Annotated in this window: 12 protein-coding genes, 1 pseudogene and 1 other annotated feature; all 13 genes and pseudogenes read left to right on the forward strand. The window is 41.6% G+C overall.

Features of this window, described 5'->3' with window-relative positions:
• The first annotated feature begins 160 nt into the window (after nucleotides 1–160).
• The 13 genes and pseudogenes from FC30_RS06400 (at nucleotide 161) to tyrS (ending at nucleotide 13,373) form a co-directional block, all read left to right on the forward strand.
• On the forward strand, nucleotides 161–958 hold the full coding sequence (locus tag FC30_RS06400) for a (Fe-S)-binding protein (protein WP_029507265.1): 798 nt from the start codon (nucleotides 161–163) through the stop codon (nucleotides 956–958).
• Nucleotides 959–2,449, forward strand: a complete 1,491-nt coding sequence (locus FC30_RS06405; RefSeq protein WP_010688107.1) for a LutB/LldF family L-lactate oxidation iron-sulfur protein — start codon at nucleotides 959–961, stop codon at nucleotides 2,447–2,449.
• Entirely contained in the window at nucleotides 2,442–3,173 is a 732-nt protein-coding gene (locus FC30_RS06410; protein WP_010688106.1) for a LutC/YkgG family protein, read from the forward strand. Before FC30_RS06405 ends, FC30_RS06410 begins: the two co-directional genes overlap by 8 nt.
• Before the next feature lie 154 nt (nucleotides 3,174–3,327).
• Nucleotides 3,328–3,693, forward strand: a complete 366-nt coding sequence (acpS, locus tag FC30_RS06415; protein WP_010688105.1) for a holo-ACP synthase — start codon at nucleotides 3,328–3,330, stop codon at nucleotides 3,691–3,693.
• Between the two features lie 17 nt (nucleotides 3,694–3,710).
• Nucleotides 3,711–4,826: an alanine racemase gene (gene alr / locus FC30_RS06420; RefSeq protein WP_010688104.1), complete on the forward strand. Its 1,116-nt coding sequence runs from the start codon at nucleotides 3,711–3,713 to the stop codon at nucleotides 4,824–4,826.
• A gap of 62 nt (nucleotides 4,827–4,888) precedes the next feature.
• Nucleotides 4,889–5,140: a hypothetical protein gene (locus FC30_RS06425; RefSeq protein WP_010688103.1), complete on the forward strand. Its 252-nt coding sequence runs from the start codon at nucleotides 4,889–4,891 to the stop codon at nucleotides 5,138–5,140.
• 25 nt (nucleotides 5,141–5,165) lie between these two features.
• A complete protein-coding gene (locus tag FC30_RS06430; protein WP_010688102.1) occupies nucleotides 5,166–5,582 on the forward strand; it encodes a type II toxin-antitoxin system PemK/MazF family toxin in 417 nt (138 codons plus the stop codon).
• Between the two features lie 101 nt (nucleotides 5,583–5,683).
• Nucleotides 5,684–6,325 (forward strand): annotated as a pseudogene (locus tag FC30_RS09865) (sugar O-acetyltransferase).
• 122 nt (nucleotides 6,326–6,447) lie between these two features.
• Nucleotides 6,448–7,560, forward strand: a complete 1,113-nt coding sequence (locus FC30_RS06440) for an exonuclease SbcCD subunit D (protein ID WP_010688099.1) — start codon at nucleotides 6,448–6,450, stop codon at nucleotides 7,558–7,560.
• Nucleotides 7,561–7,562: 2 nt separating this feature from the next.
• On the forward strand, nucleotides 7,563–10,658 hold the full coding sequence (locus FC30_RS06445) for an AAA family ATPase (RefSeq protein WP_056938491.1): 3,096 nt from the start codon (nucleotides 7,563–7,565) through the stop codon (nucleotides 10,656–10,658).
• A gap of 19 nt (nucleotides 10,659–10,677) precedes the next feature.
• Nucleotides 10,678–11,265 carry a metal-dependent hydrolase gene (locus FC30_RS06450; RefSeq protein ID WP_010688098.1) on the forward strand — a complete coding sequence of 196 codons (588 nt, stop codon included), beginning with the start codon at nucleotides 10,678–10,680 and terminating at the stop codon, nucleotides 11,263–11,265.
• A 118-nt stretch (nucleotides 11,266–11,383) separates the two neighbouring features.
• On the forward strand, nucleotides 11,384–11,830 hold the full coding sequence (locus tag FC30_RS06455; protein ID WP_010688097.1) for a Fur family transcriptional regulator: 447 nt from the start codon (nucleotides 11,384–11,386) through the stop codon (nucleotides 11,828–11,830).
• Nucleotides 11,831–11,882: 52 nt separating this feature from the next.
• Nucleotides 11,883–12,074 (forward strand) — a binding site (T-box leader).
• Between the two features lie 42 nt (nucleotides 12,075–12,116).
• Nucleotides 12,117–13,373 carry a tyrosine--tRNA ligase gene (tyrS, locus tag FC30_RS06460; protein WP_010688096.1) on the forward strand — a complete coding sequence of 419 codons (1,257 nt, stop codon included), beginning with the start codon at nucleotides 12,117–12,119 and terminating at the stop codon, nucleotides 13,371–13,373.
• Nucleotides 13,374–13,822 lie beyond the last annotated feature (449 nt).

Genomic DNA, 13,822 nt, shown 5'->3' on the forward strand with positions numbered 1-13,822 from the left:
TTTTTGTGCAAATATACAATAATTAAAAACAAAACATGCAAGCGTTTTACGTGCTTTGGAGTATAATTATGGTATAGCAATGATTATTGGTATTTTTTGATTTATATGTTGCCCAAGCCTTATCAAAGGAGGTGGAGGTGCATTTTAAATGCACTTATCAATGAAAGTATGTATTTTTTCAACCTGTATCGTTGATCTGCTTTTTCCAAATGTAGGTCAAGCGATGGTCGAAGTATTAGAGCGCTTTGGCTGTGAGACGGTCTTTCCTAAGGGGCAGGTCTGTTGCGGTCAGCCAACGTATAATAGCGGTTACAGTAAGGGGACGATCAAGACATTTTACAATGAGATCGATGCATTATTAAGTGTAGATGCGGATTACATTGTTGGACCTTCGGGTTCATGTGTCGGGATGTTAAAGGAATATAAAGATATCTTAAAAGATGATCCTAACTATGCCAAAAAGGCTCAGATTTTACATGATAAGACCTATGAGTTCTCACAATTTATCTATCGTGTGCTAGGTATCTTAGACTGTGGAGCTCAATTAGATGCAACTGCCACCTTCCACCGCTCTTGTCACATGACACGGCTGTTAGGTGAACGGACTGCGCCATTTGTCTTGCTCGATCATGTTAAAGATCTTGAGATGATCCCATTGCATAATGTGCAATTATGTTGTGGCTTTGGTGGTACTTTCTCGGCTAAAGAACCCGAGATATCCGAAGCGATGGTCGACGATAAGGTCAATAATATCGTAGCTACGAATGCCCAGATCTTGATCGGGGCAGATCAAGCATGTTTGATGAATATTGGTGGACGGATGAATCGTCGAGGGGAAAAGATCAAAGTGATGCATATTGCAGAAGTTTTGAATCATAATGTCGATCTTTCCCGGGTCAAATACGTCAAGGATACGGATCACCAGATGGTACCAGCTAATGGAAGCGGGGTGTTTTAGATGGGCTTAAAGACAAGTGAACTTTCATTTGACGAACGCGTAAAAAATGCTAAAAAAGACAAGTTTATGCGTGCATCAGTGGCTAAAGCCCAAGATGCGCAATTTGAGAAGCGGACACGTGCCCGGGAACAATTGGGCCATTGGAACGAGTGGCGTGAGTTAGGTGAGCAGATCCGCCAACATGCCGTTAAACATTTACCAGATTATCTTGAAGAATTTAGCGAAAATGTCCAAAAAAATGGCGGACATGTTTATTTTGCTAAGACAGATGCCGATGCAACGGCTTACATCAAGCAAGTCGCACGTGAGAAGAATGTCAAAAAGGTCGTTAAATCTAAATCAATGGTCACGACGGAGATCGATCTAGACAAGGAATTGTTGAAGATCCCCGGATTATCATTGATGGAAACTGACTTAGCGGAATTTATCCTACAAGAAGATGATTGGGATGAACCGACCCATATCGTTTTTCCGACCTTGCACAAAAATCGCGATCAAGTACGGGAAGTCTTCCAAAAGATCGGCTATGAGGGCGATAATGATCCTGAAAGAATGGGGCGTTTTGCTCGTAGCTATTTACGTAAGTATTTTATGGAAGCCGACTTGGGGATCACCGGGTGTAACTTTGCGATCGCCGACAATGGAATGATCAATTTGGTCACTAACGAAGGTAATGCTGACTTGACGATGGCGTTACCAAAGACGCAGATCGTTGTCATGGGGATGGAGCGGATCGTTCCTGGGCTAAAGGAAGCCGAAGTGTTGGATAATCTGCTTTGCCGCAGTGCGGTCGGTCAAAAATTGACAAGTTATTGTACTTTTAGTGCAGGAAAACTAGACGACGAACTTGATGGTCCAGAGGATTTCCACGTAGTCATCATTGATAATGGTCGTTCTAATGCGTTGAATACAGTCTTTGAACAGATCTTGCAATGTATTCGTTGTGGAGCTTGTTTGAATGTTTGTCCGGTTTACCGCCAGATCGGAGGCCAAGGCTATGGTTCGATCTATCCTGGACCAATGGGTGAAGTTTTATCTCCAATTTTAGATGGTTATGAAAACTTTGGTGAGCTGCCATATGCCTGCAGTTTATGTGGAGCCTGTACAGAAACATGTCCGGTCAAGATCCCACTGCATGATCTGATCTTGGAACACCGTAAAGTCGAGATGAATAAACTTCATTTAGATCATAGTCTAAATAATGTTATCTTTAAGACGATCAGTGTCGGGACTAAGACTCCGATCCTCTTTAAAGGCGCTTTGATGGGTGAACATTTGGCAATGAAGCCATTCTCCAATAAGAAAGAAAATAGTGTTGAGAACCTTTATCCAGAAGGTAAGATCGATAAAGTTCCAAAGATCGCACCGAAGTTGATCCATGGTTGGGTCGATGTCAGAGATCTGGCTGAGCCACCGAAGTTGAGAGAAAACTTCCGCCATTGGTACGATCGACATGAAAAAGAACGGAAGCGAGGCGAACAAAATGACTGAAACGATCAAAGCAAATGATCCTAAAAACCGTGAAGAATTTCTAGATTTTATCGCCAAAAAAGCTGATCGTCCCCGCCATGAGCTAGCAAATGATCCGCTAGTATTTATCAATGATCTACCGAAGACGACGCTATCAGGTCTGGATCAAGATGAATTATTAGCCTTGGCTAAGACCAATAGTGAGGCGATCCATATTGATTTTAAGACAGTACCAGTAGCTAAATTGAGTGAGACACTGGAAAATTTCTTACATGAAAAAGATATCCACAGTTTGATGTTGCCGACTTTTGCGGATGAAAAGTGGCAAGAATATGGTATTTTAGATTGGCGGAATGCATTAGACTTAGATAAATTGTATTTTTGGGATGCCAAGCGCGGTCGAGATAACTTAGTCGATGCTGACCAAAGTGATGCAGCGATCGGTTTTGCCGATTATCTCTTAGCTGAGTCGGGGACGATCACAGCTGCCACCGTTAAGGAACAAGGCCGAGGTTTTCATTTCTTACCGACGCACTATTTGGCGATCATTCCAAAAAGTAAGATCTTACCTCGGATGCGCCAAGCGATCGACCGCTACGATGAAGCAATGAAAACTGGCAAACTCAAGACTTCAAATATCAATTTCATTTCAGGTCCGTCTAATTCGGGGGATATTGAAATGGTACTGATCGTGGGTGTTCATGGTCCACTTGATATGACTTATGTCGTGGTGGAAGATCTATAATTACGCAAAAGAGGCTATTTAGGCCCCTTTTCTCTTTAGTTCAAGCTCTTTGAAGTTGCTATAGGCGACTAGCGGATTTTTGGCTTGATTAAGCTGGAGAGAAAAAGTATGATTGATATGTAAAAAAATTGTGATGATGTTAGGGTGAAATCGAGTGATCTTGGGGATCGGAAATGATTTAGAATGTATCGAACGGGTCAAGCAGATGTTAGTTAAATTGCCCAAAACGGCGACTAAGATCTTGACTCCAGCGGAATTAGCGTTTTTTGCTGAGCTGTCCCCAAAACGTCAGGGGGAGTTTTTGGCTGGCCGTTTTTCCGCTAAAGAAGCATATAGTAAGGCGGTGGGAACTGGGATCGGTCAAACTGTCAGTTTTTTAGATATTGAGATCCTAAATGATCCCTTGGGCCGTCCGTATTTTTCGTACCATCCCCTCGAAAATGAATGTAACGCATTTATTTCGATATCACATACCAAAGAACATGTTGCCACGATGGTTGTTTTAGAAAAAATCAAGTAAGAGAGAAGATGATCAAAATGGTTATAGGTTTGCACCGCAACGCCCATGTAAATGTTGATCTAGCTGCGATCAAGCATAATATTGCAGTTGAATTAGCTCGCATGGATGAACAACAAGAACTCTTTGCTGTCGTAAAGGCTAATGCTTATGGGCATGGGATCGTCCCCGTCGCTAAAGCTGCAAAACAAGCGGGAGCGACTGGCTTTTGTGTTGCGCTGATCGATGAAGGGCTGGCTTTACGTGAAGCCGGTATCACTGAAACGATCTTGATCTTAGGTGTTACGCCTGCTAATGAGGCTACTTTGATGGCTAAATATGATCTTTCAACTGCTGTTGGAGATCTAGAATTTCTGATCCAGGCACAAAGCAAATTAGCTCAAACTGGTGCTAAACTCAAAGTTCATTTGGCTTTAGATACTGGTATGGGGCGGATCGGTTTTAGAGATCAAGCCACATTGAGTCAAGCGCTCGCTTTTTTGCACGAACATGCAGCACAATTTGAATTCGAAGGGATCTTTACGCACTTTGCGACTGCCGATGCTAAAGACCAAGAGCACTACAATTACCAGCTAAAAAAATTCAATGAGTTGATGGAAGTCGTGACGACTAGACCGCGTTATATTCACGTGGCTAATTCAGCGGCTGCAATGTGGCATACGGATTGTGGGGGTAATGTCGTTCGTTACGGTATCACGATGTATGGCCTAAATCCGTCGGGAACAGAATTAGAATTACCGGAGACTTTCAAGCCAGCATTGAGTTTAGAAAGTGAATTGGTCGCAGTCAAGCAGTTGCGTCCAGGTGATGGAGTGGGATATGGTAAAACGTATACCGCTTCTAAGCCAGAATGGTTAGGAACTGTGCCAGTCGGTTATGCCGACGGGTGGTTGCGACGGATGCAAGGTTATCACGTATTGATCGCTGGTCAACCATGTGAGATCGTGGGACGAGTGTGCATGGATCAGTTTATGGTGCGACTACCCGATAAATTACCTTTGGGAACAAAGGTAACCTTGATCGGACAAAATGGTGAGCACAAGATCACAGCGCAAGATGCAGCTGAGTATGCGCAAACGATCAATTATGAGATAGTCTGTGCACTATCTGAGCGGTTGCCACGCTATTACAATTAAAGTATACTTTTAAACGCATTTATGTTAAGATTGCGATAACTAATGGTCACGGAGGGCTAGTCATGGTGGAAGATGATTTGAGGAAGAAAATGACCGTGTTGCAATATCAAAATATTAAAGAGTTCTGTGAATTCTATACTATTGAGGTGGAAGAGATAAAGGACCATCCCGAATACGCTGAGCGGATCGAAAAGTATCATACAGCCTTGGAAGAGCTGATCGATGGTTACGGTCAAATGGGTGGTTTGAATCAAGAAATTTGTGGTATTTTCGGCAGTTGTGATTGCGATGCCGATTATGGATCGGTGAGCTAATAAATAAATTAGAGAGAGTGATCCTATGGTAAAGGAACTGGTTAAAAGAGGAGATATCTTCTATGCCGACTTGTCGCCTGTAGTGGGTTCTGAACAAGGTGGGATGCGACCTGTTCTGGTCATCCAAAACAACATTGGAAATAAGTTTAGTCCAACAGTGATCGTAGCTGCGATCACGTCGAAGATCTCGAAGCCTAAGATGTTGACCCATGTGGCTTTAAAAGCTGCGCCAAAGGGTAAAAAAGGCCTTGAGAAAGATTCGGTCGTACTATTAGAGCAATTACGCACTTTGGACAAACAACGTTTACGGGATAAGATATCCCATTTAGATGATTCGACTATGAGATCGGTCGACTATGCACTTAAAGTAAGTGTGGGGTTGATCGATATACATACACGAAATAATAGCGATAAAAAGCAAGAAAAAACATATAATCGCTAATAATGAGCACCGGTCTAGCAGGAGATCGGTGCTTTTTGTTTAAGAGAAGTATTTAAAAATTTGATACAATATAGTTAGATAAATTTGTGAGGTGAGCATTGATGGAAAAAGACTTTGAATACCAACAAATGCTAGCAGGTGAGCTTTATCTGGCTGGAGGTATTTTACCTGAGCATAAGTCAGTCCACGGCAAAAAGATCGCCCAACAGATCAATTAAACTCCGATCGAGGATAAAGCTAAATTAAAGGCATTGGTCAAACAGCTTTTTGGAAAAACGGGTAAAAATTACTACGTTACACCACCGGTCTACGTCGATTATGGTAGACATGTGAGCATTGGTGAGAATTTTTATGCTAATATGGATTGTATTTTTTTAGATGTCAATCGGATCACGATCGGTAATAATGTCATGCTTGGACCACGAGTCGGCCTTTATACTGCTGGTCATCCCTTAGATAGTCAGATCAGAAATGAAGATCAGCTCGAATTTGGACTTCCGATCGTGATCGAAGACAATGTATGGCTGGGAGCAAATGCCATTGTTTTACCGGGAGTTACGATCGGTAAAAATGCAGTCATCGGCAGTGGAGCTGTAGTAACTAAAGATATTCCAGCAGATAGCGTAGCCGTTGGCAATCCAGCTAAGGTCATTAAAACGCTAGGCGAAGCCGATCGCAAATATTGGCAGGCCCAAAAAGATAAATATCTAGCTGCTAAAGAAAAATTTAATAGCTTAGATTAGCTTGATAGCAACTGAGTTTTCGAAGTTGAAGACTACAGTTGCTATTTTTGTAATAATGGCTTGGGAATTTCGTGGTATAATATTTTTAATAACGAACAAAAGTTTGATTTAGGGGGTAGACGATGAAATTTTTACATACGGCAGATTGGCATATCGGAAAACGACTTCACGAATATCCATTAGTCAAAGAGCAACAAGATGCTTTAGACCAGATCGCTCAGATCGCTCAAAAAGAGCAAGTCGATGCAGTAGTCGTCGCGGGTGATCTCTATGATCGCTCTTTACCTAGTGAAGAAGCAGTGACGTTAGTGAATCAAGCTTTAAAAAACTTGAATCTAAAAGCAGATCTTCCTTTACTAGCGATCAGTGGCAATCATGATTCCGCAGTCCGTTTGGCAACAGGACAAGAGTGGTTCAAGCAAACTAAACTATACTTGCATACTAAGCTAGCCGAAGCTTTTACCCCGATCGAATTTGCGGATACGCAATTTTTCTTATTACCGTATTTTGAACTTCAAGAAGCGCGTAACTATTTTGCCGATGAAAGTTTGAGTGATCTGACTTCAGCAATGAAATTGATCGTTGCAAAGTTGAAAACCAAATTTGATCCGACTAAAAAACAGGTCTTAGTGGCCCATTTTTTTGCGGCTGGCAGTTTACGGTCGGATTCCGAGACTAAGATCGAAGTGGGCGGACTTGATTCAGTACCGCCTGAACTATTCAGCGATTTCGATCATGTGGCGCTAGGTCATCTGCATGACAAGCGAGCATTGGATCTACCAACGGTCAAATACAGTGGGAGTTTGTTGAAATATTCGGTGGCTGAGGCTAATAGTCAAAAAGGTGTTTGGATCGTAGAGACGGAGCCTTTTTCGTGCAAATGGATCCCATTAGATCCGCTCAATGACATTCGGCGGTTGGAGGCCTCATACGCAGAATTGACGACAAAACTTTATCAGACTGTTGCAGAAGATGACTACGTGGCTATCGAATTGACCGATGAACATGAGATCATTGATGTGATGAATAAATTGCGCAAGTATTATCCGCGGATAGTTGAATTGAAGCGCAAGAAGCGTTTGGTCCACACTAAGCAAGCTGAAAAGATCGAAAGCAAGACCCCGTTGGAGTTATTTACTGATTTCTTTGTTCAAGCTACTGGTCAAGAGCCAACACAACTCCAACAAAAGTGGGCTAAAGAAAGTCTATTAGCCTTAAAAAAGGAAGGTGAGTAGGGATGCGACCATTAGAATTAAAACTCAAAAATTTTGGTCCTTATGTGGATGAGACTGTTGATTTTACCCGCTTCGAGCAGGCACCGTTGTTTTTGATCACGGGTAAGACAGGGAGTGGCAAAACAACGATCTTTGATGCGATGTGTTACGCCCTTTTCAATGAAACTTCGGGTAAAAAACGGCAAGCCTTCCAAATGCGCTCTGATTTTGCTAGCGATAAAGCCGAGACTAGTGTTGAATTTACCTTTGAGCATCAAGGCAAGATCTATTATATCAAGCGTCAGCCAAAACAAGTTTTAGCTGGGCGTGGTGGCAAGCCCGTTGAAAAAAAGGCCAAAGTCGAATTGATCTATCCAGGTCCGGATGAAGAAAAGTTGGCCATCCAAAAGATCCCTGAAGCCCGGCGCTTTATCGATGAGTTGTTACATTTGACGGCGGAACAATTTACCAAGGTCATTTTGTTGCCTCAAGGGGAATTTCGTAATTTTTTAGCAGCTGATAGTAAGGAAAAAGAAGAAGTCTTGCGCAATTTATTTGGCAGTGAATTATTTGAACGCTGGGCCGAACAGCTCAAGGCAAAATTTAAAGAGCAAAATGCAAGTTACCAACAAAAAGAACAGCAACTAACACTGAGGATGCAACAAGCTGACTTTACCAGTGAGACACAGATCCCTGAATTATGGCTCGAACAGATCAAAAGCTGGCTCGAACAAGTCAAGGCAGAATTATCGGAACAAGACAAAGCCTGGCAACAAGCTAAAAAAGAAACCGAGAGCTTGCAGCATGTTTTGAGTAAACAAGAAGAGCTTCAAAAAGACTTCGATCTACTGGCAAAGTTACAAGCTAAGCAGGCTGACCTGCTAGCTAAAGCCCCTAAACGTGAAGCTTTACGCCAGCAAATAGTTGCGTTGAAATGGGCATTGGAACACCGAACAAACTTTGAGCTATTGGAAAATAATAAGGCCACACTTGTTAAGACTGAAGCTGACATCCAAAAGACCGCACAAAAACAGGCAAAACTAAAAAAAGAACAGTTAAGTTCAGCTGCACAATTGGCAGAGTATGAAGCTAAGCGTAAAGAGATCGCAAATTATCAGTACCAGCATAAACAACTGGAGAATAATTTGCCCCTATACAAAGTTGTCAGTGAGCTTTTGGCCACGCAAGAAGAGGTCGAAGTTAGCCAGAATGCTTTGGCAGCTGAGATCCAAAAAATAACGACGATTTTAGAGAAAAAGCAAGCAAAAATAGCTGCTATCGAAGCAAAACAGCACGCGCTCACAGAATCGATCCAAGCCAAAGAAACGTTAAAGGCAAAATTAGAAAGGGTAAAGTATCGACAAGCAGAATTAGCCGAGCTTTTGGAAAAGCAAGCAGACTTAGATAAGCGCCAAACTAATATTGCAAACTTGCAAAATAAATTAGTTACTGAAACAACTATCAGCCAAGAAGCTCGGGCTAAGGCTCGAACTTTAGCTAATCAATTAGCGGATCACTATATTGCTGCAGCGGTCAAAAAACTGCAAGCAGGCAAGCCCTGTCCAGTCTGTGGGAGTTTAGACCATCCGGCTCCAGCTAAAGTCAGTGAAGTGGCTGGGATCGATGAAGAACAAGTCGAACAAGCTAAACAACAAGCACGTGAGCTGGAAGATAAAGTTACTGCTTTGCAGGCACGAATAGATGAGATCAACGCTGAAAATGTTGAACGGAAACGTGAATTTGAGACGAAAATGCAGGATTTTTTTGAAAAATATCCTGCTTTAGAGCAAAGCGAGTTAACTCATTTAGAAGTTGAACTGACCCAAACTAAACACGAATTGACCCAAGAGATAAGGGGACTCACAGATAAGGAAAAAGAAGCAGCGAGCTTGCAGGAACAAAAGACGACCCTAGAACAAAAGGTCGCTCAAGCCCAGACAAAGTTGACTGAGTTAAATGAACAAGCTCAAACTGCCCAACTTGAGAAGCAAAAATTGGTGACGCAATTGGCTGAAAAACAAGCTCAGTTGCCAGTAGAGTATCAGACTGAACAACAAGCTAAGGCACAGTTGAGAATTTGGCAACAGAAGATAGCTGAGTTTGAAACGCATTGGGCTGACTTGAATGCACATATAAAACAAACTGAGCAGTCATTAGTAGCAACTGAGGCCAAGCTAAATGAAGCCAAGCAACAAGCTCAAGGATTGCAACAAGTGATCGCTCAAAGACAAGCCGACTTAGAAGCGGCCTGTGCTGCCAAAGGGATGACGTTAGCAGAATTAAAAGAATTGTTATCCCAAAGTGCTCAGCTTGGACATTTAGAACAAACTTTAGCTGAGCAACAAAAAGAGCTAGATTCTATCGCTGGTCAGGTCGAGATCCTTTCAAAACAAGTAGCTGGTCAAAAACAGCCTGACTTGGAGCAAACTAACGAAGAATTATCGCAGGCAAAACAGGCGGAAGCTAAGTTACAGCAAACAGTCGCTGAGCTAGAGCATAAATATAGTTCCAATACTAAATGCTATCAACAGGTAAAGAAGCTCTTTGAACAACAGCAAGCTGAATTTACACAGTTAGGGCAGTTAAAGGAGCTCGTCGATGTTGTGACAGGTAAAGGTGAACAAAAATTGGGCTTTGAGCGCTACATTTTACAAACCTATCTCAAGGAAGTTTTAATAACGGCCAATGCGCGCCTAGCCCATTTGACTAATGGCCGCTATGAATTATACTTAAATGAGGATACTGGGCGTGGAGCATCAAGTACGGGGTTAGAACTAGATATTTACGATGATAATGCGGGCAAAAGACGTAGCGTCCACACTCTTTCAGGCGGAGAAAGTTTCCTAGCAGCTTTAGCCTTAGCTTTGGCACTCGGAGAAGTTATCCAAAAGAAGAGCGGAGGGATCGAGATCGAAGCGTTATTTGTCGATGAAGGTTTTGGTTCGCTCGATCAAGAAGCTTTGCGAGTTGCTTTAGAAACTTTGCAAACGATCGAGGGGAAAAATCGCATGGTCGGGATAATCAGTCACGTTACCGAATTACAGGCGCAATTGCCATATCAATTACAAGTTGTTACTAAGGGTGAGCGAAGTACTTTGCGGTATGTGACGACAATTTAGTTAGATTTGAGGAAAAAAGATGCAATATCGTACACATATAACAGTCTCACTGGCTGTAGGCTTGCCAATGCTAGCCGCAGTCGATCAAGTGACATTTATCAATACTGCGGCGTTAGTCTGTGGTAGTGTTTTACCAGATATCGACCATCCAAAGTCATTTATCGGTAAGCGGAGTCAAGTTGTTAGTAAAGTAGCCAATAAAACATTGGGCCATCGTGGAGCGACCCATTCATTAGTTGTTGCGGCAGGGGGCTATTTGTTGGCTTTATTTATTGCTAAAGCATATTTGGCGACCGCAGCGATGCACTTACCATTTTGGCTACTGATCGGCTATCTTTTGCATTTGATCGAAGATAGTTTCTCCAAAAATAGTATCCATTGGTTTTGGCCTTTTTCTAAATTCAAGAAAAGTGCGCGTAAACGCCTGTTTTATTATCGAACAGGGCATGTGAGTGAGTATTTGATCTTAGGCTTTGCGCTATGTCTTTTACTGATCGAATTGAACTTACTATGGTCCGGGCATTTAACAAGTTTATTTGATCATGGCTGGGCCGCGTCACTCAAACTATTGATAGCTAAGTTACAGATCCTTCTTTTACCACATTGAAATACTAAATGTTTGACATGAAAAAGTATTTGATGATTTTTTTGAAAAAATAGCGTATCATCTAAGTGAGAAGTCAACAAGAAAGGACAGGCTATATATAATAGCGTGGGTGGAGCCAATGAAAGATCAAAAATTATTAGTATCTTCAGCACAAAAGTTAAAGCAACACGGGATAAAATCAACACCACAACGCCAAGCGATCTTAGCATATCTGATGTGTTCAGATGAGCATCCATCGATCACGATGATCCATCAATATCTGCAAAAGCAAGATATCAAGGTGAGTTTGGCGACTGTATATAATACCCTCGAATTGTTGGCGAAGTCTGACCTAGTATCTGAAGTGGCTTTGGATAGTGCGGGACATGTGAGGTATGATTATTTCGCTAAGCCCCACTATCATTTGATCTGCTTAGAGTGTGGCAAGATCGAGGATATTTTTGATGACACTTACTTAGAATTGGAAAAACTGGCTCAGGCGCAAAGTGACTACGAGATCGTTAATAGTCGCTATGATGTGTATGGTATTTGCCCAGAATGTCAGCAAAAGAAGACTAACGCATAAATTTTCTGGAGTAAGTAGCCAGTTTTGTGCTATAATCAACCAAGATATTTTATTATTTGCGATGAAATAGATAGTAGCAGATCTCATCCCTATCACAGAGAGCCACTGATGCTGGAAGGTGGCATATATGATTTTTGCGAAGTACACTATGGAGCAACAACGGGTCATTCCGATATCGATGACAGAGTTGGTTACATTTATGTAGCAATCTGGGTGGTAACGCGGAAATTAATTCGTCCCTGATGATTTTTCATCGGGGACTTTTTTATTAAAAGGAGGATCTTAAATGGAAAATATTTTAGAAGAATTAAAATGGCGGGGCGCTGTCAACCAAGTTTCAGATGAAGCGGGTCTGGAAGAATTATTAGCTAAAAAATCGATCGGTGTTTACTGTGGGGTCGATCCGACTGGTGATAGTTTGCATATTGGGCACTTGATCCCATTTATGATGTTGAAACGATTCCAAATGGCTGGTCATCGTGCGCATATCTTGATCGGTGGGGGGACTGGTTCGATCGGTGATCCATCGGGTAAGAAGTCAGAACGGACTTTACAAACAATGGAACAAGTTCACCACAATGAAGAAGCCTTGACCGGACAAATGAAGGCTCTTTTCGGTAAAGATAATATCACGATCGTTAATAACTATGATTGGTTAAAGGAGATCAGCTTATTAGATTTCTTGCGCGATTATGGTAAATTGTTCAATGTTAACACGATGTTGAACAAAGAAGTCGTTGCTAGCCGTTTAGAAGTAGGTATCTCTTATACTGAATTTACGTACCAGATCTTGCAAGCAATCGATTTCCATCATTTATTGAAGACAAAAGATGTGCAACTTCAGATCGGTGGGGCTGATCAATGGGGCAATATCACAGCTGGGATCGATCTGATCCACAAAATGGAAGGCTCAGATACTCAAGCATTTGCCTTGACGATCCCATTGATGTTGAAAGCTGACGGGACAAAATTTGGTAAAACAGCTGGTGGTGCAGTGTGGCTCGATGCAGAAAAAACAACACCATATGAATTCTATCAATTCTGGTTGAATCAAGACGATCGTGATGTTGTGAAATATTTGAAGTACTTTACTTTCTTGGATGAAGTTCAGATCGCAGAATTAGCGAAGAAACTTGAAGAACATCCAGAATTGCGTGAAGCTCAACGTCGCTTAGCCGAAGAAGTGACCGAATTTGTTCACGGAAAAGAAGCTGTTGTGCAGGCTGAACATATCTCTAAGGCCCTCTTCTCAGGTGAAGTGAAAGCTTTGACTGCAGCTGAGATCGAGCAAGGTTTTAAGAATATGCCAACAGTTGAGATCAGTTCTGAACCGGAAAATATCGTTGAATGGCTTGTTGACACAGGGATCGAAAAATCTAAGCGTCAAGCCCGTGAAGATGTAACCAATGGTGCGATCTATATCAACGGTGATCGTGTTCAAGATCTAGATGCGGTGATCGATCCAGCAGAAAACTTTGATGGAAAATTTGTGATCGCACGTCGGGGCAAGAAGCGTTATTTCTTGGCACGTGTAACTAAATAATTGTTAAAGGATCTGTAGACGGTTTGTCTGCAGATTTTTTTGAAAAAATTTTTTCACGGAAAATGTAAGTGTTTCACTGGGTAAAAAACTATTTTTTAGTTAAAGAGATACTGATTAATTGAGTAAAAAACGAACAATAATATTTAGTGATAATTTATGTTCGTTTTTTAAACGGTAGAAAGTGAAAGTTTATGCAAAAAAATTTAAAAGTAGGGTTGACGTTTAAGCCAAAAGTGAGTATAGTAGTTCTTGTCGTTGAGATGTGATCAAACATTTCAAATCGCTTAAAAATTAATTTAAAAAACTTGTTGACATTGAGATGCAAGTTTGGATATAATAATTAAGTCGATAAGACATATCAATGAACTTTTATTCAAGCGAATGAATAAAAGTTGAGTAGATCTTTGAAAACTGAACAAAGTTTCGATAAGCAAATGTGCAGGGTCTCT

Origin of the sequence: Ligilactobacillus animalis KCTC 3501 = DSM 20602, assembly GCF_001434535.1 — a bacterium.
Taxonomy (GTDB): Bacteria; Bacillota; Bacilli; order Lactobacillales; family Lactobacillaceae; genus Ligilactobacillus; species Ligilactobacillus animalis.

Excerpts from the sequence above, each read along its gene's own strand:
- FC30_RS06400 (WP_029507265.1), top strand. The coding sequence starts at position 161 with ATGAAAGTATGTATTTTTTCAACCTGTATCGTTGATCTGCTTTTTCCA.
- FC30_RS06405 (WP_010688107.1), top strand. The coding sequence starts at position 959 with ATGGGCTTAAAGACAAGTGAACTTTCATTTGACGAACGCGTAAAAAAT.
- FC30_RS06410 (WP_010688106.1), top strand. The coding sequence starts at position 2,442 with ATGACTGAAACGATCAAAGCAAATGATCCTAAAAACCGTGAAGAATTT.
- alr (WP_010688104.1), top strand. The coding sequence starts at position 3,711 with ATGGTTATAGGTTTGCACCGCAACGCCCATGTAAATGTTGATCTAGCT.
- FC30_RS06425 (WP_010688103.1), top strand. The coding sequence starts at position 4,889 with ATGGTGGAAGATGATTTGAGGAAGAAAATGACCGTGTTGCAATATCAA.
- FC30_RS06430 (WP_010688102.1), top strand. The coding sequence starts at position 5,166 with ATGGTAAAGGAACTGGTTAAAAGAGGAGATATCTTCTATGCCGACTTG.
- FC30_RS06440 (WP_010688099.1), top strand. The coding sequence starts at position 6,448 with ATGAAATTTTTACATACGGCAGATTGGCATATCGGAAAACGACTTCAC.
- FC30_RS06445 (WP_056938491.1), top strand. The coding sequence starts at position 7,563 with ATGCGACCATTAGAATTAAAACTCAAAAATTTTGGTCCTTATGTGGAT.
- FC30_RS06450 (WP_010688098.1), top strand. The coding sequence starts at position 10,678 with ATGCAATATCGTACACATATAACAGTCTCACTGGCTGTAGGCTTGCCA.
- FC30_RS06455 (WP_010688097.1), top strand. The coding sequence starts at position 11,384 with ATGAAAGATCAAAAATTATTAGTATCTTCAGCACAAAAGTTAAAGCAA.
- tyrS (WP_010688096.1), top strand. The coding sequence starts at position 12,117 with ATGGAAAATATTTTAGAAGAATTAAAATGGCGGGGCGCTGTCAACCAA.